The organism is Clostridium cavendishii DSM 21758 (genome assembly GCF_900141845.1).
Taxonomy (GTDB): Bacteria; Bacillota; Clostridia; order Clostridiales; family Clostridiaceae; genus Clostridium_AG; species Clostridium_AG cavendishii.
On record NZ_FQZB01000006.1, the window covers coordinates 18,928 to 40,300 of the forward strand.

Here is a 21,373-nt window from a genome sequence, read left to right on the forward strand (position 1 = left end):
CATACTCCTTTATAATATTAGTATGCTTCAATAAAAGCTAAATTATTTTTCTAATATTTATTTTATTGATTGTGGGTAATTAAATATATTAAATGGATCATATTTGCCTTTTATATAATTTAATCTACATGCATTTCCACCATAATATTCTTTTTCATAATTTATTAATGGACTGTACGGAAAATTAACAAATGAGCCTTCTGTTATCATTTTTATATAATTCAATCTACTTGCTACCCATTCTTTATTTTCTTCAGCATAAATTGAATTTTCCCATACTGATTGTATACCTATGATATAATTTGAATCTCTATAATAAAAGGCTGTTTCATGTTTTCCTTTATCTTTCACAGCCCCACCTAGTCCATAAAAGGTAACTGCAGCATAAACTGAGCCTGTAGGCCTTTCTTGAAGAGAAGCTGCCAATTTTAATAACTCGCGCTTTGAATATATTCTATCTGCAAATCTACCAGTAGATTTAAATTTTTCACTAGTAGGATATATGGCTTCAATCTTTTTTATGGCATTTAAAAAAGTTGTATATTCAAAATCAGACTCAGCATTTGGCAAATCTAATAGAGGTTCTAGTATTCCCTTTAGCTCTTCTATATCTCCATAGAACAAGCCTATAATAAATGCTGCTACGCCTTCATCTTCAGAATTATAAAAACTAGCCCTCATATTCACTCTTCTATCTAAGGTTTGGTATAAATTTTGAAATATATTCATAATATTTGCTTGTTCTAATTCTGTTGTATTTGGATAATATATTGTAAACTCTGTTACCCTATTTAATTTTGGTGGTAATTTAAAAGTTAATGAAGTTACTATTCCAAAGTTTCCTCCTCCGCTCCCCCTTAATGCCCAAAATAAATCACTATTACAATCTCTATTTACAATAATTATCTTTCCTCTATAATCTACAAGTTCAAATTCCACTACATTATCTAAGCCTAACCCAAACAATCTACAAGATAAGCCCCAACCGCCACCTAAAGTGTATCCTGCTACTCCAACAGTCGGACAAGTTCCACCTGGAAAAGGATATCCTCTCGTTCCTACATATTCATAAAGTTCACTATTTTGTACCCCTGATTCTATTTTTACTGTGTTTGTTAATTCATTTATACTTATTTTCTTCATTCTACTAACATCAATTACTATGAGCTTATTTCCAATAGAGTACCCTTCATAATTGTGTCCACCAGATCTTATTCTAAAGTTAATATTCCTTTTAATACAGAATATTAAGGCACCTACAACATCTTCTCTACTAGTACAATATAATATAGCAATTGGATATTTTTGTATCGCCCTGTTCCATATTTGTCTATCTTCTTCATATTCAATATTATTAGGCGTTACAATCTCACCACTAAAACATAATTCCTTAGTTAACTCCATCCTCATCATCCTTTGTAGTAAAATATTTTTGTTTTCAATAAATCTATCTACTACTATCAATATATGATGAATATAAAAATTAATTTAACATATTCTAATATTTTCTTAATCTTAATAAATAACTTAAATCTTTTAATCTATGTTTTTTGATATCCAATAATCGGTATATTAAATTTTTACTTGTCCTCCTTGAGCTATATCTACAATATAATAAACTAGCTTATACTTTATAGTTTTTTTTCAAAAGCTACTCTTTTGCTTCCATCTTCTAAGTAAATAATCCCACAATACTGAAATTTATTTTTCTTAAGCATTTTTTGCATAGATAAATTTTCTTCATGTGTATCTATTTTTATACTGTGTATCCCTTTACTTAAACAAAGTTGCTCTATATTTTTCATAATTTGAGATGATAATCCTAAGCCTTTATAAGTATTGTCAACAGCTATTCTATGAATAACTGCATATTCATTATTACTAATCCACTGCCCATCATAAATATTATCATATGTTTTTTCTCCATCAAAAGAGACTACCGCACTAGCAACAATAATATCATCTTTTGCCATCACATAACTATTTTTATTAGCAATATCATCACTTATTATCTCAATATTAGGATAATTATCTTGCCATTGGTCAATACCCTGTGCTTTAAAGTAAGCCTGTGCTTGCTTAATAATATTCATTATATTATTAACATCTGTTTCAACAGCTCTTCTAAATTCCATTTCACTTCTCCTTTGTATTATATAAATTTAAAATTTAAAATCAACTTATTTTTCCCATACTTTTTGTATCTTAACATTAATAATGTCCCAAGCTCCAATAAACTCCTTCATTTCTCTTTCTCCATCCTCAGTTAAACTATAATACTTTCTATCCGGTCCAAGAGGAGACTGTTTTTTCTCTGACTTTATTAATTTATTCTTCTCTAATCTTAAAAGCAATGGATAAAGTGAACCTTCTGCAAATTCTTCAAATCCGTATGTCTGTAACTTTTTGTAGATTTCATAGCCATAGGTTTCTTCCTTGGCAATAACTTTTAAAATTACACCTTCCATTATGCCCTTTAATAATTGTGTTGTATTTGCCATTTTTTTCACCTTCTAATAAAAGTTCTACTTAGTATAGTTCTTTTTGAAGAAATTATATACCCTATAGTTCCAAAACCTACTATTACTAAAAGTATAATACCATCTGATAATCGTTCCTTAGCTACATCATTAAAAACTTCACTTCCTATACCCAAAATTATTACATAAACCATAAAATCAACTAATATTCTTAACTTACTGTTTTTAAAATTTCCAAAGATAAAATGCATTAAAATTGCATAGATTAACCCAGTTGGTATTCCTACTAATACAATCATTGATTCACTATGTGTTACATAAAAAATTAAACAAAATATCGCCATATAAATAAATGATCTTCCTAATAGTCCAAGGTAAACATCTTTCTTAGGAATTTCTTTATAATAAGTTTTTTCGATATCATCAATAAACCCCTTTGCACCCTTTGGAAGCACCTCTTCTATAACTCTACCATCTTCTTGACTTGTATAGAGCATTTCAATAAGATCATCTAAAACCTCATTTAAAAATTTTTTGTCTGCGATTGACCTTTTTAATGCTCCCGAAACATCGTTATATGCCTTTAAATATTCCTTCTTTAAATTAATATCCATATATTTATTCATCTCATTAACCTCACCTTTTATTTCTTATCAATTTAAAATATATAATTTTAGATTTCATTTTATAGAAAATTTCTATCTAAGAATCAAACTATATTGCATAACAATATAGTTTATAAAAAAAATTTTGGTTGTGCACACCACTTTTCTTTTCCCACTACCTTGTATTGCAAGTTATATTTATATAGTACCATGCCGTACCTTGTAATACAAGTATATAAATTTTTTTAATAAAAAACTCATTAATATACAATATATTATATATTAATGTTAAAATTACTTATGTTAATATATAATGTAATAAAAAATATACTTTATTATATTTCCAATGATTTTTAACACCTACTTATTAACATTGACTAAATACTTTGCAATATTATATTATAAATGTACAAGTGTTACAAATCTACCTTTCGTAACATGAATAATACTTTTAGGAGGTGGACTCTATGCAGAAAATAGCTGTTGTTGTAGATAGTACTGCTGTAATTGATAAAGATTTATTAGAAAATAATAATAATTTGTACTCACTACCACTACAACTACTAATGGATGATATGTCTTTTAAGGACGGAATAAATATAACTCCCAGCGAATTCTGTTCTAAAATGAATGAATGTACAAATCTTCCAACTACTTCACAACCCCCAATTGGAGATGTTCTAAACCTCTTCGAAAAAATAGTAAATAAGTATGATCATATTATATATATTACAATTAGTTCTAAATTAAGTGGTACATTCCAAACTGGAGTAATGGCTAAAAATCAGGTTTCAAATGATAAAATAATTGTTTTTGATTCTCTTTTCACATCAACTATTCAAAAACAAATGGCACTTACAACTTTAGAATTAATTAAAAATGGAAGTTCTCTTGAAGATATATTAAAAAATCTTGAATACATAAGAGCAAACTCAAAAATATATTTAGTAGTTGATGATTTAGCCCATTTACGCAGAACTGGAAGAATATCTCTATCTGCGTCATCTTTTGGAAAATTATTGAATATAAAACCAATTTTATCTTTTGAAGATGGTGAAATAATATTCAAGAATAAAGTAAGAACTTTGGGTAAAGTATATAACAGTTTAATCGAACTTATAGAAAGTGATAAATTAACTCCAAATTCAAAAATCATTATTGCTCATGCAAATGGTTATGATTATGCGTTAAAATTAAAGGAAAAAATATCAGAAGTATATCCTGACTATACAGTCTTAATTGAAGAATTATCACCTGTAATAAGTGTTCATACAGGGGTTAGAAGCTTTGGACTATCATGGGTATATTAGGTTCTTATTTTATTTCTTATAAAAAATAATTTTATGTAAAAAGGTTGTCCTATTTTATTTTGGACAACCTTTTTTATTAGCAAAAAAATCTATACCGATATAGATTCAATTTTGTACAATTGAATCTCATATCACCACTATATATAATCTAATTATAAAAACAAAATAGATTTTGAAAGCTAAAATAGAAAGGAGCTATTATATGAAAAAATTCATAACCAATCATAGAAAAAAAGCTATTATATATCTTATAACTGCATCAATTTTATGGAGTACAGGAGGATTATTTATTAAACTAGTAGATTGGAATCCTATTGCAATTGCAGGAGCAAGAAGCGGAATCGCTACATTAGTTATGTTAATTTATTTAAAAAAACCAATAAAAAAATTAGAAAAAACTAAATTATTTGGTGCATGTAGTTATACAGCACTGCTTATATGCTTTGTTACAGCAAATAAACTTACAACGTCTGCTAATGCAATACTATTACAATTCACTGCTCCAGTATGGATATTATTATTTTCACGCTTATTTTTAAATGAAAAAATTAAAAAATACGATTTAATTACAATTCTCATCGTAATGCTTGGAATGCTATTATTTTTTATAGGTGATTTAAAAAGTGGTAATATGCTTGGTAATTTTATAGCAATTTTGAGTGGCATAGCAATGGCTACGTTTATTATATTCTTAAAACTTAATGCTGAAGATTCACCAATTCAAATTACACTAATTGGAAATATCCTTACATTCACAATTGCTATTCCTTTTTTCTTTCTATCCGTTCCAAATATAAAGAGCGTTATAGGTCTTCTAATATTGGGTATATTTCAATTAGGTATTTCTTATATTTTTTATACATCTGCTATTAAATACGTATCTACGGTTGAAGCTATTTTAATTCCCATTCTTGAACCTTTACTAAATCCAATTTGGGTATTCTTATTTACAGGTGAAACGCCAAGCTATTGGGCTTTTTTAGGTGGTACAATTGTTATTACTTCAATAGTTGTAAGAGACTTTTATACACAAAAAAAACTAATAAAATAATCTAAGTATGAATTATTTCTCATAATCCTAAATCCCTTATTTGTTTTCATACTTACATTATATTTTGACATCAAGCTATTATAGATATAAATCTTTTATTCCTACAAATTATAAATTAAATAATTATCTTTTTTAATAAAACCTATTTTATTATATAATTTCAAAGCATCTTTTGAGGAATTTAAACATATCATTCCAACATTATCTCTCGATATATTAATAAGTCTTTTTATCATATATGCTGCTATTCCTTGTTTTCTAAATTCTTCTGATACCCATACATTTGTAATCTGCCCTACCTTTCCTTTAGAGTTTTCATTAGATAGCAGAATATCATAATAATAAATAGTTGCAGTCGCAATAACCTTATTATTACTAATACCTAATAAAGTAAAACACTCATTTTTAACAATCTTTGAATAGTAAAATTCCCTAATATTTTGAATAGTTTTATCATCTACTTTTTTATTAGAAAACATTTTTAAATCCCTAATTCTCATATCAACTAAAAACTCCAAATCTTCATTTGTTGCAAATTTATAACTTATATCCATATTTTATCCATCTCAATTACGCATGCGATAATGTTTGAAATATTAATTTGTTATTTTCTATGTTCTCTAAATCTTTTCCTAAAATAAATAATGTACAATCTTCTTCATGAAAGTCATCAACGTCATATCCAGTTCCATCATATGGAGTAAAACCAAGCGTTACTTTTTTTATCTCATTACCAAATGAATTAATAACTGCTTCTAGGTTCACTTTATGCTTAGCTACAATTTGTTTAATAAAGAGCTGCTCCTTTTTAATATCTGCAATAATATATGTATCCTCTTCAGGCAAATAATAAATAGAGTTACTCCATCTTGTCCAAAATGCAATTAAACCTGGATTGTTCATGGTAAACCTATCATTACTTATACTACTTTTTACAACATCAAAAAAAGCTTCCCATTTAACCTCATCAGATATATCAACCTGTTCTATTTTCTTCACATTATCTATGCAATAAATATTTTTACTATATTGATATTCTTTACTTTTAACAAATCCGAACTTAGGGTAAAAGCTTAATACACTATCATTTCCAAACAAATATATCCCATCTGACTTTTCTTTATATTCATCTATTATAACTTCTATAAGATAACGACTTAAGCCTTGTCCACGATAATCTTTATCTGTCATAACTGTACCAATTTGAATGTATCGTTTCTTTTCTCCATCCATTTCAAAATCCATTAAATTGACAGATACATTAGCTACAACCTTATCCCCATCCACCAAAGAATGTGGTATGAACTTATCTCCCCAAAAACCATTAGAATACCACTTTTCAAAATTGAAGCAAAAAGTTTTTTCCGTTAATTCATTAAGACTTTTTCGCAATTTATCATTATCTTTATAATTTTTAATATAAATATATTTCATTCTTAGCCCCCTAAAATTATCCTTATTCATAATAAAAAATAACATCAATGCCTTTTTAAAGTAAACCTAATACTTAATTAATAAATAAAAACAAGCTTAATTATTGCTATATTTAAATATATTCATTATAACATTTATTGTAAATTTCTTAAATATAGCCATAGCAAAGCTACCTTCCTACAAAATCAGTAGTAAGGTAGCCTCTTAATTTTATTTTTTGATCACTATTTATTTACATTCTTCTAATACCTTTAATAGAGTTTCAGCCTCAAAAGGTTTCCTTACATAACTCTTAGCGCCTAATGCTATACATTCGTCTTTTACAGATTGATGCCCTACTGCAGATATTATAATTACAGCTGTTTCAGTATTAATCTTCATTATATCATTTAATACACTAATACCATCCATAGTAAATTCAGACATATTTAAATCCAGTATTACAATTTCTGGACTCTGAGCTTTAAATATTTCAACAGCTTCCTCTTTAGATGAAGCCTCAATTGTTGTATTAAATCCTCCTTTTTCAATAATCTTCTTTATAAATTTTCTCATATACGATGAATTATCAACTATCAATACCTTTTTCATATTAAAAACTCCTTTATTTTATCTCATGTCGTATCTCTCCCAATAAATCTCTTATTTTTTCAAAAAGTATAGTCGATTTATCTATTTCATGTTTTAAAACCGCTTCTTCTAATTGTATTGCCAATTCATAAATAGAAACTATTCTTAAAGTTCCAGAAGAACCTTTTAACTCGTGAGTTAACGCTACTAATTTATTAAAATCACTTCTATAAATAGCCTCACTAATATCAGAGAGTAAATTAGGTAACTGTTCTATATATTCTTCAAGTATTTCTTTCGCATCTTCTTCTTTTAATCCTGTCTCTTTGATTAAGTAATCAATATTATTTTTTATTATATTACTGTATTTTATTCCTTTATGATTCTCTTTAGTATTAGCTTCTATTAAGCTAAACATAGTATCAAAATTAATAGGTTTGCTAATATAATTATCCATTCCAGCCTTAATACACTTTTCATAATCACCTTCCATAGCATTTGCGGTCATAGCAATAATTATAGTATGCTTTTTCTCTCCTTCAAAATCCCTTATTTTAGATGTACATTCATATCCGTCCATTACTGGCATCTGACAATCCATTAAAATTACATCATAATCTTTTTCAGTCACCACTTTTAATGCTTCACTACCATTTACCGCCACATCACAAATCATACCATGTGATTTAAGCATACTTATAATTATTTTACGATTCATTTCATTATCTTCAACTAATAAAATCCGTGGTTCTAATGAATTTTTAACTTCTTTAACTATATGTTTAGTTATAATTTTATTTTTTTCCTCATCTTCTTTTTTAATTCCAAGTGTTATAGCAATACAATCAAGTAATTCATCTCTCCTTACTGGTTTACCCAAATATGCTGAAAAACCATATTCTTTTAAAGCTTTAACCTCACCCTTTTGAGTTACTGAAGTTAGAAGTATTAATTTAATATCTTTTGTAAAAGGTATTGTTTTTATTGTATTTGCAAGCTCATAACCATTCATATCAGGCATTTGATAATTTATTATTGCAACACTTATTCTATTTTTTGTATTAGCATTGGTGAGAATTGTGGTAATTGCAGTGCTAGCATCCTGTGCTTCAAACACCTTTAACCCAATTCCTTGAATATATGAATTAATAATTCTCCTGTTGTTTTCATTCTCATCAACAATTAAAATATTCACATCATCTAACTTTAAAAACTCAAATTTCTGCTCTGTAGACCCTTTCACAATCCTTAATCTAACATCAAATTTGAATGTAGATCCTTCTCCTAATATACTTTCAACACTAATCTCTCCTCCCATCATCTTTACAAGTTCATTGGATATCGCAAGTCCAAGCCCTGTTCCTCCGTATTTTCTAGTTGTTGATGCATCTGCCTGACTAAAAGATTGAAAAATTGTATTAATATGCTCCCTATCAATTCCAATCCCAGTGTCCTTTACTTGGAAGCTAAGTAAAGCTATTTTCTTTTCTATTTCTAAACAATCAACTATAACCGCAATCTCTCCATGTTCAGTAAATTTCACTGCGTTACTTATAAGATTGTTTAATACTTGACTAAGTCTTGCTGGATCTCCAACAACCACTTCTGGCACCCCTTCTTTAATCATAGTATAAAGTTCAATTCCTTTTGCTGCTGCCTTAGGGGCAAGAAGTGAAACTGCATCCTCAATAATTTTTCTCAGATTAAACTCGATATTTTCCATAACTAGTTTTCTAGCTTCAATTTTTGAAAAATCTAAAATATCATTAATAATATGTAATAAAACTTCTGAAGCTACTTTTGCTTCCCTAATAAAATCCTCTTGTTCTAAAGAAAGATTAGTTAATTGTAGTAACTCAAGAAATCCCAATATTCCATTCATAGGTGTTCTTATTTCATGAGACATATTTGCAAGAAATTGGCTCTTTGCTATATTAGCCGTCTCTGCTTGCTCTTTTGCCTTATATAGCTCTCTCTCAGCTCGTCTTTGTTCTGTAATATCTTCTGCAGTACAAATAAGATATTTAATATTACCATCCTTATCCTTCTGAGGTTTACTCCTAATTTTAAGTAATCTTTTTTCTCCATTGACATTTTCAACCTCAAGCTCTTTTTTTGTTAACTCATTCTTTTCAAAGAGCTCCCAATTATTTTCTGAAAATTTATTTGCAGTTTCTATATCAAATACATCATATAAATCTTGATATTCTAAATCGCTCTTTTTCTTACCAAAAAAATTTACATGTGCTTCATTAACAGTTGCATAAGAAGTAACATTACTTAAAGCCCAAATTTGCGATTCAGAGTTATTAAGTAAAATTGCTTGACCATTAAGCGTTTCTTCATATTTTTTTTCCTTTTCAAGTCTTTCTCTTGTATATGAAAAAATCTTTGAAATATCACTTAGCACTTCAATTTGACTTTCTTGCCAATTTATATAATCTGATAAACTTTCATAGCCCATAAATCCAATTAATTTATCTGCAATCTTTAATGGAATTATAAGGAACGACTTTACCCCCTCATTTAAAAAAACTTCTGCCTCAAACAAAGCTTCATCTGGAAATCTATTTGTATCATTTATTGCAACAAACTCACTATTTTTAACCTCCCGAATAAGCCATGGAAGAGTATACACAACTTCCTCTTCTTGCCTTTCTCTTTTTTGCTTTATATCTTTCTTATTCCATTGATATTCTATTTTCATAAAAGTAGGATCCTTAGAAAAATAATAAACATAAATTCTATCCAAAGAGAAAAATAATCCGATTTTTTCTAAAGACTTTTTAAGCTCAATCTCATAATTATTATCATCTATCACTAAAAATTTCTTAAAAATATCATTAATTAGCTTTAAACACCTACTATAGTGCTCAATATTTATGTAATCTATTTTGCTACTCATAAAATCCTCCCCTTTTTAAAAGTCACAAGTTTTTATAATGAAAACAGTTAATTCTTTTAATAAATCTATTTCATAAGGCTCTAAAAGTACGCTTCCATCTTTACCATATACAACTTTTACTACAGGTCTAGTTGGCATTGAATTGTTTTGCCTTACTACTATACCCTTTTGATTTGAACTTAAAATTACTGCACAGCCTGTTGGAAACGCAGCTATGTTACTCGTAAACTTTTTTACTATTTCCTGATCAAAATAAATATTGCTCATTCCTAAAAGATATTCTATAACTTCAGATACAGTTTTACTTCCATCACTATTTCTATCAGCTATCAAATTATCAAATACATCACATATAGTTACTATCTTTGCAATTTGATTTATTTCATCTCCTTTTAATTTTAAAGGATATCCACTTCCATCACATCTTTCATGATGCATTAACGCTACTACTTTAACTGATGCACTATATATATGCTGATCCCCTAAAAAATTATATCCAACCTTCGGATGCATTAGTTCAATATATTTATCTAGTTCTTCTTTAGTCTTAAACTCTGCCAAAATTTTTTTATCATTCATAATTTTTATCTTACCTATATCATGTAATAATGCAGCTGTAGCTATCTCTTTAAGCTTTATCATACTGTAACCCATATGTGTTCCTATTATTGTTGAGAGTACACAAACATTTACTGAATGTGAATATATATTATTATCACTTGAACTTATTTCTGCCACATTTATCAAAACATTTTTATTTACCAATATGTCCTCAATAACTGAATTTACCGAATTCATAACACTACTATTATCAGATTTTCCTTCACGACAATACTTCTGAACCATATCCTTAACAGCGTATTTACTCATTTGCCTTGTTTGATCAGAAATACTTTCTTCAATATCAACATCTTTTGATATGCTATCATCAATATATACAGAACTGATTCCAAGTTCTTTAATTTTTTCTATATAGTAAGGTTTTAGTTTTACTCCAACATTAAGTAAAACCCTACCTAACTCATCATAAATTTGTCTTCCAAGAATTTCATCTCCCCTAAGACTTGATACATTAACAATTCTCATATACTCCTCCAATTAAAATAAACCAACGATACTACTAATATCATTGGCTTATTTCTTCATATTTACTCACATTTTATTCAAATTTAGCAAAAACCTTATTTATGATACGGTTCTCCGTATCAGTAGTAAGTGAGGTTTTTTTATTATATTATTTCATAAATTTATCAATCGCATTATTTAAATCAGCAAGCACCTTCTCATCACCAGTTTCTATTGCATCAACAACACAATTTTCAATATGGTCTTGTAAAATTATTTTACCAATATTATTTATTGCTGATTTTACGGCAGAAACTTGTATTAACACTTCACTACAGTCTCTACCTTCCTCAACCATTCTTTTAACGGACTCTAAATGTCCAATTGCTCGTGACAGTCTATTTACTACAGCCTTAGTATTCTTATGTGTATGCTTATGCTCATTATTATCATTCATATGTGTAATCTCCTTTTTACTTATTGTATTAATTATATAACTATCTTCTCCCACTTTCCATTCAAGAAACGTTTTAATAAAAGAATCCCTCTAATTGTAATATCAAGGGCATAAGCCATCCATACACCTAATAATCCAAATCCTAATATAACACCAAGTAAATAGCCTATTCCTACTCTAACTCCCCAAATACCTATTAAAGTTGCATACATAGGAAATTTAGTATCTCCAGCACCTTGCAATGCACTGGTAAATATTTGTGTGATAGCCGCAAAAGGTTGAAATAAAGCTATCAATCTTAGGACTTTTACAACCATCTCTTGAACTTCTTTTGTCTCTGTGAAAATACTTGCAAGTTGTGGTGCAAAAATAAAAAATATAATTCCAATACTAACCATAAGAATAGTAGTTATAACATCTGCTAGGAAAACCATTTCTTTAGATTTTTCAATATTATTCTCACCAAGAGTTATTCCAACAAGAGTTGCTGTGGCAACACCAAATCCCATAGCAGGTATATAAGAATAACTTTCAATATTCCCAGCTACATTATGGGCTACATATGCTGATATACCGATAGATATAATCATACTATTATAAACTAACTGACCTAACCTCATAATTAGTTTTTCAATTCCTGCTGGTATTCCTATTTTTATAATAGACTTAATAGTTTCCTTTTCAACTCTCCAATTTTTCAACTGAAGATTAACTCCATTTTTATTTCGGTTTAGTTTTACTATAAGAATTATTACATTTAGTACACGTGAAGTTGTTGTAGCTAATGCTATTCCAATGACACCTAATCCTGCACTCATGAAAATAAAGTTTAATATTATATTTAATACATTTGCAATTCCAGTTGCTATCATTGGTGTCTTAGTATCTTTCGTAGCTCTTAGACAACTAGATAAAATTAAAGATAAGCAAAGGAACACCGATGGAACTACAACAATCATGTAGTAGGGTGTAGCATAAAGCAATACTTTCTCAGAAGCACCAGATACCATTAATATTTGTTTATAGAATATAAGATTAATTACTCCAACTATTAAACCAATAATTCCACCTAATACAAAAGATTGTTTTATAGCTGAATTTACCTTCTCAATGTCCTTTTTTCCAAAATTTCTAGCTATTACAGCACTTGTTCCTATACTGATAGCTGTAAAGAATGTAATAAATACATTAACTATTAAATTAGTAACTCCAATTCCTGCAATTACACTATCATTAATTTTACCTGCAAAATAAGTATCAACAGTTCCTAATAAAGTTTGGAGAATGTTTTCAATTATAACAGGTATAGCCAACATACAAATAGTAGAAATATTATCTTTATTTTTTTTAAAAAACTTCATTAATAGCCCCTCCAATATCCCCCTATAGGGGATATCAAAAGTATAGCACTCCACAAAAACTTCTTCAATAACATATAAACTTTTTTATTAATTATTATTAAAACTATATAGCAATATTTAAATTCAATACATTTTAATATTTTTGTAAATATTGTATATAAAAGATATTTTATCTTATTACTTATGATACGGTATTTTTACTTTAAAAAACAGCCTTAGGCAAGTGATATCACTGCCTAAGGGTATAAACCGCACTTACTTATGGTACGGTTCAATATTCATAATCCTAATACGTTAATTTTTTATTCAAACAATTCATTTACAATTGGAATAATATTAATTACCGGTTCTTCATAAGGATGTATTTCTCTAATAACCTTAATTGCAATCTTCGCATATTCTCTTTTACATCTTAATTCAATCTTACATTCCTCAGCTTCGCATACTTTTCCCACTTCTCCCTCAAAAGGATTAGCTCCTTCTAATGGTCTCCAATATCCTTTTAACTTTGTTATTGACATAACATTATCATAATTCCCAACTGTGCAAGCATTTACCTCATTAAGACCATTTCTTAATTTTATTACATATTCCTCCGGAATATATATTTCTATTTTTACATCTTTAAACTCCATAATGCACCCTCCTTTTTCTTCTAAAAATCTCTAGAAGTGGCTCTACAGGCATAACTATTTAAATAGTTAAATAGTTATATAGTTATATAATTACAAAAAAACTCCTACTTTCATACGTTCCATTAAGCAATTTTGAGATTTTTATATTGACTTATAATTAAATATCTATGCTTTATCCTTATAAAACTCACTTCATCTTACAGTAATATACTACTGTTTCATAATTAAAAATAACCGTTCCATTATTATTATACTTTTCAAATATTAACTCAAGCTCAGAGATCATTAAAACAAAATCATCATCGTCTTCATTTGGTAAATACGAATAAGATGCTAACTCTCCTTTTAATCTTTCTAAATTATACTCTATAGGATTTTGAAATCTTTCTTCATGAATTGTTTTTAAAACAAAAAACTCATGTGAATCCGTGTTAAGTGGCTTATTAAATTCACTCTCTGAATATTTTTTTACTAATTCCATATATTCATTCATAAATTGGCTATTGTTTTTTCTTCTGTTGCTAAATATCACTACAAATCCATTAGGCTTTAATATTCTTAAAAATTCTTTTTTTGTAGCTTCTGGTTCAAACCAATGAAACGCTTGTCCTGCTGTGATTATATCTATTGATTTTGCCTCCAATGTTGTAGCTTCTGAAGCTGCCTCTACTGAATGGAAATTTGTATAATTTATTAGATATTTTTCTGAATCATTTAAATACTCTATTATTTCCTTTGGATACGTCGGTCTATATTTTGTGTAATTATCTGCACGCTTGCTAAATCTATTCTTAGGATTAAGTTCTTCTAAATTCATAATACCCTCCAAATTAAAATATACTTATTTTAGTCTTTGCTAAATTAAATAGTTCTTAACCTTGAAGATTCTTGGCTTGACGTTACATATTTTCTAAGACAAAATCATAAATCTCACCAAAGAATTACTCTACTCAAGCACTTTTCATGGTGTATTTGTATGAAAATGAATTTTTATATTATTTAATTTTCATTAATTCACTTAAGTATCTATTAGTAAAATCTGATAACTTATTTATATCTAATGCAATACTCTCCATGACTTCTTTCGCTTCTTTATAAGCCATATCAAACTCTTGCTTTGTTATTTCACCATTATCAAGAGCCTCCTTAAGCTCATCTTCATCAAGTAATAACACTTTAGAATTAGGTAATATAACTACATCCAAAAATAAATCATCAAAAAAAGGTATTCCTTCTTCTGTAATACCTTTATTCTTAGTAATATCAAAATACCACTGTACTATTTCCTTATTACTATTATACATTGTTGTTATAACGTAATTACCTTCTAAAGGCACTATCTCAAGCCATATATATCCATCATCAACCAAACAATAGTCTTTTCCAAACATATTTTTTATCAATGGTTCCCTTACCTTTTCAACACATATCACGGAAGCATATCCATTAAAGCTACTATTTTTAATATACTTTGTTGTAAATTTTTTACTTAAAACTCTTGTCCAATCAGGTTTATTGGCATACTTTCTTTTAACCACTACTATAGCCTCCCTTAATTTTAATTCAATACGTTAAGAGTCTGTACATTTATGAATAAAACCGCATGCTATTTTATCAAGCATACGGTTTTAACATATATTTATTGTATCACTTTACATATAAAAAACACTACAGGATTTTTTGATTAAATCCAAGTCACTACTTCTTCTAAGTTTTGTCTTGTTTTAGGTCTAGGATCTTCTAATCTATACCCAAATGCCACCATACAAGCTACTCCAAATTCTTTTCTATTAAGTATCCTTTCTGATTCTAAGATTTCTTCAACCTTTTCCCTTTGGAATCCTTCAATAGGACAAGAATCTATTCCTATTTGAGCTGCTACTGTCATCATATTTGCAAGTGCAATATAAGATTGTTTACATGCCCAATCAAATATAGCTCTATTACTTTCTAATAAGTTAAAACCTGTTTCTTGAAATGTTTTATAGGCTTCACCTTTCATAGTTACAATCTCTTCAGGTAAATGTTGAATATTTTTCATAAAGCTTGCAATGTAGTCTGCATCATATTTCATATGCTCTATAGTTCTAGAAAGTATTATTACAAAATGACTAGCAGTTGGAAGCTGACCTTTAGCCCCCCAACATACTGGTTTTAATTTTTCTCTAAGTTCAGCATTTTGAATAATTAAAAACTTCCAAGGTTCAAATCCAAAAGAACTTGGTGATAATCTCCCTGTCTCAAGAATAAATTCAAAGTCTTCCTTTGATATTTTTTTATTTACATCAAATGCCTTACATGCATGCCTAAAATTATATGCTTTTAAAATTTCACTTTTTGTATTTTCCATTTTTAAAAACTCCTTCTATTATTGTTTTAAATTATTGTATAATAAAATATTTTATTAATTATTATTATCTACTAGTATTTATTTGTATAAGCTTTAATAGTATAATAATCTCATTATTTATTTAAATCAAGTAGGCACTTTTTAGTAATCACTATTAATTTTATAATTCGAGGTATTTAAATGTTAAAAGATAAAGTAGATAAATTTAAAAATGGAGAACTTAGTTGTGAAGTTGAATTAGCGCTACATATTATAGGTGGAAAATGGAAACCTATAATACTTTGGCGTTTAAAAGATAATAGTACATTACGCTATGGCGAATTAAAAAAAACAATAAAAAATATAACTCCTAAAATGTTAACTGAACAATTACGTTAATTGGAAGAAGATGGCATGATATATAGAGTAGAATATGATGAACTTCCTTTAAGAGTTGAATATTTTTTAACTGACAGGGGTAAATCATTGATACCTATATTGGAACTTCTTTGTTTATGGACTAAAAATGAACTTCTTTAATTATACATGAAGGAACCTACCTACGAATTGAACTCCCCCTATGTTAAATAAATATGGGGAGTTCAAATTTCTCTCAGGTAGATTTTTTATTAATTATTTATTTCCTTCTATGAACCTTTATAAGTCCATTCTTTTCAATCGTTCCATTTACGTTATAAATATTCTCATCTTCATCTATATACATCAAATACCTTTTATCATTTACCCTATTAAATACATAATACTTTTTACCTTCGTAAGTGGTAATATCATTTAACTCATATTTACTCCTAAGTACTGAATTTCCACTAAGTGGGTCATTATCCTCTACTACCTTAAGATACTTTTTTACTAATTCTGGATCAGCATTTTTAACAGCATCCTTATTTTTATTATCATTACTTTTACCATCTTTAATTTCTGAACCAGTTAGAGGATCATCAAATAATGTACCATCTTCTCTTATATATACCTTTTGGTTTGGTGGATTTGGATTTATATATTCAAAATATATCATATTGTCTTTTTTTATTACTTTATTTAATGGCGCCCAAGCATTTAAATATTGATTTGCTTTTGGATTAAGGACTTCCATTTGATATTTAGTCAAATCCTCTATCTTCTTATAAGTTTCCTTATCAATTCTTCTATAATTTCTACCATCTACAGATATAAGATCCTTATCTTTAGTTTTGGATATAGTTCTTACCTTATATTCTTCATTTTCAAGTTCAAGTGCTATTTTGTCTTTATCTGGTGTGCTTATTTTACTTATTTTAAAATTGTTATTTCCATGGTAATAAATTAGAGTTTTATAATTTTCCTTTGTTATATATATAGCTTCATTTTGATCAACATCATCACGCCAATATCCCTTGATATCATCAATATCAAAAAGATTCATAAATAATGTACTTTCTCCAAAGGATATAACATCATACTCCTTAACATTTTTTAATATTAATTTAGGATTTTTTATATCCCCATTTTTCACCAAATAGACTTCATTGTCATTATTTACATATGCTATATCATCATTTACTATAGAATATTTCTTTACATTTTCTATTGTTTTCTTGCCATCTATATATATTGAACTATCTTCTTCATTAAAATATGCATAAGAATCTTTAAATTTCTTTACCAAAATTATTTTATCTTTACTTTTTAATTTCTCATTAGTTCCATTGTTATTAACTTTATAATTCTCTCCCTTTGAAGAAGTTACTATTATATAATCTTTTGTGGTTAATAAAAAGAACTCCACATCATCCATAAGCCTTTTTTCTTCGCCTTTTTTAAGATCTTTATAAAATAAAGTTCCAATATTGTTTGTATAATATACTCCTTTTTCATCTTCTGATAATAATACACCTTTACAATCTTTAAGTATTTCTTTAGGCTCTTTTCCTTTTTCCTTGTACCATACGTCTATATTTATTCTAGGTTCATCTTTCTTCGTTTTTATTATTCCATACAATATATTATCATCTTCTATTGAATAGCATCCTAAATAAGCTTCCTTAGTATCTATTTTAGGCTCTACTATTTTTTTCTCTGTTCCAGCCTTTATATCGTATTCTACTAAACTTTTATCTTTAGAATAGACACATTTAGTATAATCTTTGTTAAATTTTATTGCATCAAAAATACCTAGTTCCTTAATTATATCCTTATCATCTTTCTTAATTATTGTTTTATAATCCTTATCCAAGCATTTTATAATGTTATCTGAAATTATAGATACCTTTTCAATATTTTCTCCTATTTTTTCTGACTTCCCCTCAAGCCCCTTCTTAAGATATAATTCCTTATTATTTTTAATGTAATATATCTTATCTCCATTAATCTTTACACCACCTTGAACATCTTTGTCTATCTCAATAATATGTCCTTTTTCATCTACAAAAGACATTTCCTTATTTTTATTGATTAATATGTATTGCCTTAGTTTGTCTACATAATATACTTGCTCATTGTCTTTATCTAATTTAATTAGCTTATTATCCTTATCTAAAGTGTACACACTAGCTGTATTTTGGTCATTTTTATAAAAATAAAATTTACTTTCTTCCGTTGCTTTAGTCTTTTTAGAGTTAAAAAACATATATGTACCAACTGAAATAACTATTATTAGAATCACTGATATTGCAATTATAATGTTTCGTAAAAAATTCTTTTTATTATCTATCATATTTTCTCCCCTTTTTTTCTTTTATTTTTTGAATAATATATAAAATATATTATATCATCAATTGCATAATCTAAGATAATACTTAAAAGAATATTATTAAAAATAACAGCAAAAATTTTCACCATCCAATTCCAATTTATAAAATTACAAATTTATTATCTAACATTTCAATAATAATTCGTAATACTATTCCTTTTTTTCAGATAACATTAATTCAAAATCTTTTGTAATATACAATTTAATTTATCAAAAAACCGCATGCTATATAGCACACGGTTTCTAATCTTATACCTATTATATAATTTTACAATTCTGCCTTTTCAAACATATGCTCCATAAAGTGAGTTATTTTATGAAGTGGTTTTTTTAATATTGAAAGTATTATAAAAATTACACAGTATACTAAAAGTACTACAACACTTGTATCTACTGTCTTCCAAACTGGTCCTGCTATAGCTTCTCTGAAACCATTTATAGCATAAGTAAATGGCCATAAAGGATATAATACTCCAAATACCTCTGGATTAGTTTGTATAGGATATATACCTCCTGCACCTGCTATCTGGAAAACCATAATAACAACTGCAATAGCTTTACCTACATTTCCCATTAGTGATACTAAAGTAAATATTATTATTGTAAAGGTAATAGCTGTTAATATAGCAAAACCAAACAACAGCGGTACATTATAGACATCAATACCTAGTATTAGCCAATCCCCCAATGTAACTATAACTGCTTGTATTATAGTTATGCTAATAAAAAGAAGCATCTTACCAAAATGTCTCTGCAACATATTAGGTTGTTTTCCCTCTTCAAAATCTTCACAAGCTGTAGTTAACAATGCAGCTGATAAAAGCGAGCCTACCCATATAGCAAGAACTGTATAGAAAGGAGTTAATCCTATACCAAAGATACCTTTTCCGTATACTTCAACCTCTTTAACTTCTATTGGAGAAGTTAAAAAATTAGCTACTTCATTTGGATTTTTCTCCATTATATCTATTATTTTATTTAAATTATTTTCATTTAAATCTTTTAGTTTGTCTCCTAAATCTTGAATGCCTTTTTGTAAAGTACTTATTTTTGTGTTTAATTCATTTGCATCCTTAACAGTTTGATTACTAGAAGCAATTCCATAATTAGCTAAAGCATCTAATTGAGGAAGTATCATTTTAGTAGTTTCTAGTATAGAATTAAGTTGAGTTAAACTTGTATTAGTTGTGTTAGCAATATTATTAATTGCATTTGTACCATTTTTATAAAAATCACTTGATAAACTTACTATCTTACTTGTTAATTCATCATTTATCTTTATTAATGAATCAACTGTACTTTTATACTTTTCATCAAATTGACCATTACTTACTTGCTTACGCAATTCCTGTAAAGTAGTCAATTCACTATCTAATACAGGCTCTAACTTATCAAATGAGTCTAGTACAACTTTTAATCCCTCATTATTTGCTACATTATTAATTTCTTTTAAGGTTTTACTAGCATTGCTTATTAAAGTTTTCATTTGGTTTATATATCCAATAGCTTGATCAATCTCGTTAAGCATTGCAGTTTGAGGTGATGTTTGTCCCTTAATATCATTTAGAACACCATCTACCTTTTGAGATAATAATTGTAATTGCATGATATCTGTATTTATATCACTATTCATTGTATTTAAATTATTTTTAGTATTATTGACTAAATTTTTGCTAGCCTCAGTGGCCTTTTGTAAATTATTTATCTGATCTTTAATAAGTGGTAAATCATTCTTAACAGATGATATATACTTACTTAATTCTTCTGCATCTTTAGATGATGAATTTATATAATTTTTTATCTTTCCAAGATCCCCGTCTGCTGTATTTACAACATCTTTTATACCTAAAACCTTTGGTTTAGTCTTATCTAAATGTAATCCTACCTTATTAAGCTCATCAAAAGCCTTTTCGTTAACTGTCTTTACAAAGTTTAACTTTATCTCTTTTGTTAATTTATCCTTTGCTACATTTGTAATTTTAGTAGCGATAGCATTAGCTTTTTCATTTGCTTTATATACTATGCTAGGTTTTTTAGGATTGCTAGTTGTTAAACTAACTAGTCCACTTGAAAAATTTTGTGGAATTTCTATTATTGCATAATATGAACCTTCATTCAATGCATTATTAGCTTGCCATTCATCTAAAACTTCCCACTTTATAGATTTATTCTTTTTAAGATTCTCTACAACCTGAGCCCCTACATTTACTTCTGTAGAATTTATAATTGCCCCATCATCCTTGTTTATTACAGCAACAGGTAAGTTTCCTGTATTAGCATAAGGATCCCAGCAAGCTGCTATGTTTATCCAAGCATATAGAGATGGTATAAAGCAAAGTCCAATAACTATAATCATTGCTGCATAATTTCTTTTAATCTTTAATAGGTCTCTTTTAAATATCTTAAATAACATCTTCATTAT

Annotated in this window: 19 protein-coding genes and 1 pseudogene; 3 read left to right on the plus strand and 17 right to left on the minus strand. The window is 27.7% G+C overall.

The genetic code is table 11. The annotated features are described in order from the left end of the window. Positions 1-57: 57 nt before the first annotated feature. The 4 genes from BUB01_RS05935 to BUB01_RS05950 form a co-directional block, all read right to left on the minus strand. Entirely contained in the window at positions 58-1,404 is a 1,347-nt protein-coding gene (locus BUB01_RS05935) for an FAD-binding oxidoreductase (RefSeq protein WP_072985785.1), read from the minus strand. Between the two features lie 227 nt (positions 1,405-1,631). Further along, a complete protein-coding gene (locus tag BUB01_RS05940) occupies positions 1,632-2,135 on the minus strand; it encodes a GNAT family N-acetyltransferase (RefSeq protein WP_072985786.1) in 504 nt (167 codons plus the stop codon). A gap of 45 nt (positions 2,136-2,180) precedes the next feature. After that, positions 2,181-2,501: a PadR family transcriptional regulator gene (locus tag BUB01_RS05945; RefSeq protein WP_072985787.1), complete on the minus strand. Its 321-nt coding sequence runs from the start codon at positions 2,499-2,501 to the stop codon at positions 2,181-2,183. Positions 2,502-2,506: 5 nt separating this feature from the next. Beyond that, positions 2,507-3,106 carry a hypothetical protein gene (locus BUB01_RS05950; protein WP_072985788.1) on the minus strand — a complete coding sequence of 200 codons (600 nt, stop codon included), beginning with the start codon at positions 3,104-3,106 and terminating at the stop codon, positions 2,507-2,509. 446 nt (positions 3,107-3,552) lie between these two features. Here BUB01_RS05950 and BUB01_RS05955 point away from each other — a divergent pair, with 446 nt between their 5' ends. Together BUB01_RS05955 and BUB01_RS05960 are read left to right on the plus strand one after the other, a co-directional pair. Next, positions 3,553-4,395 (plus strand): DegV family protein, encoded by an 843-nt coding sequence (locus BUB01_RS05955; RefSeq protein ID WP_072985789.1) that lies wholly within the window; start codon positions 3,553-3,555, stop codon positions 4,393-4,395. A 202-nt stretch (positions 4,396-4,597) separates the two neighbouring features. Beyond that, entirely contained in the window at positions 4,598-5,446 is an 849-nt protein-coding gene (locus BUB01_RS05960) for a DMT family transporter (RefSeq protein ID WP_072985790.1), read from the plus strand. Between the two features lie 101 nt (positions 5,447-5,547). Here BUB01_RS05960 and BUB01_RS05965 read toward each other — a convergent pair whose 3' ends face one another. The 11 genes from BUB01_RS05965 to BUB01_RS06015 all read right to left on the minus strand — a co-directional run bounded on the left by BUB01_RS05965 (position 5,548) and on the right by BUB01_RS06015 (position 16,223). Then, positions 5,548-6,000, minus strand: coding sequence for a GNAT family N-acetyltransferase (locus tag BUB01_RS05965; RefSeq protein WP_072985791.1), 453 nt, complete (start codon positions 5,998-6,000; stop codon positions 5,548-5,550). 16 nt (positions 6,001-6,016) lie between these two features. Next, entirely contained in the window at positions 6,017-6,880 is an 864-nt protein-coding gene (locus BUB01_RS05970; RefSeq protein ID WP_072985792.1) for a GNAT family N-acetyltransferase, read from the minus strand. A gap of 228 nt (positions 6,881-7,108) precedes the next feature. Then, entirely contained in the window at positions 7,109-7,471 is a 363-nt protein-coding gene (locus tag BUB01_RS05975) for a response regulator (RefSeq protein WP_072985793.1), read from the minus strand. Positions 7,472-7,484: 13 nt separating this feature from the next. Continuing rightward, the gene (locus tag BUB01_RS05980; RefSeq protein WP_072985794.1) at positions 7,485-10,355 is read right to left on the minus strand and encodes a response regulator; all 2,871 of its coding nucleotides are present in this window, start codon (positions 10,353-10,355) and stop codon (positions 7,485-7,487) included. Positions 10,356-10,370: 15 nt separating this feature from the next. After that, positions 10,371-11,441, minus strand: a complete 1,071-nt coding sequence (locus tag BUB01_RS05985) for an HD-GYP domain-containing protein (RefSeq protein WP_072985795.1) — start codon at positions 11,439-11,441, stop codon at positions 10,371-10,373. 148 nt (positions 11,442-11,589) lie between these two features. Further along, positions 11,590-11,877, minus strand: a complete 288-nt coding sequence (locus BUB01_RS05990; protein ID WP_072985796.1) for a metal-sensing transcriptional repressor — start codon at positions 11,875-11,877, stop codon at positions 11,590-11,592. Positions 11,878-11,909: 32 nt separating this feature from the next. Further along, the gene (locus BUB01_RS05995; RefSeq protein ID WP_072985797.1) at positions 11,910-13,238 is read right to left on the minus strand and encodes an MATE family efflux transporter; all 1,329 of its coding nucleotides are present in this window, start codon (positions 13,236-13,238) and stop codon (positions 11,910-11,912) included. Positions 13,239-13,540: 302 nt separating this feature from the next. Next, complete coding sequence (cutA, locus tag BUB01_RS06000) at positions 13,541-13,873, minus strand: divalent cation tolerance protein CutA (RefSeq protein WP_072985798.1); 333 nt, start codon at positions 13,871-13,873, stop codon at positions 13,541-13,543. Positions 13,874-14,060: 187 nt separating this feature from the next. Further along, entirely contained in the window at positions 14,061-14,690 is a 630-nt protein-coding gene (locus BUB01_RS06005; protein WP_072985799.1) for a class I SAM-dependent methyltransferase, read from the minus strand. Between the two features lie 178 nt (positions 14,691-14,868). Then, positions 14,869-15,411 (minus strand): ribonuclease FAU-1 family protein, encoded by a 543-nt coding sequence (locus tag BUB01_RS06010; RefSeq protein WP_072985800.1) that lies wholly within the window; start codon positions 15,409-15,411, stop codon positions 14,869-14,871. A 146-nt stretch (positions 15,412-15,557) separates the two neighbouring features. Next, positions 15,558-16,223, minus strand: coding sequence for an NAD(P)H-dependent oxidoreductase (locus tag BUB01_RS06015; RefSeq protein WP_072985801.1), 666 nt, complete (start codon positions 16,221-16,223; stop codon positions 15,558-15,560). A 180-nt stretch (positions 16,224-16,403) separates the two neighbouring features. Here BUB01_RS06015 and BUB01_RS06020 point away from each other — a divergent pair. Then, positions 16,404-16,742 (plus strand): annotated as a pseudogene (locus tag BUB01_RS06020) (winged helix-turn-helix transcriptional regulator). 97 nt (positions 16,743-16,839) lie between these two features. On the opposite strand, the gene BUB01_RS06025 reads toward BUB01_RS06020, so the two are convergent. Continuing rightward, positions 16,840-18,915, minus strand: coding sequence for a hypothetical protein (locus BUB01_RS06025; protein WP_072985802.1), 2,076 nt, complete (start codon positions 18,913-18,915; stop codon positions 16,840-16,842). 304 nt (positions 18,916-19,219) lie between these two features. Then, positions 19,220-21,370, minus strand: coding sequence for a YhgE/Pip domain-containing protein (locus BUB01_RS06030; RefSeq protein WP_072985803.1), 2,151 nt, complete (start codon positions 21,368-21,370; stop codon positions 19,220-19,222). Between the last annotated feature and the right edge of the window lie 3 nt (positions 21,371-21,373).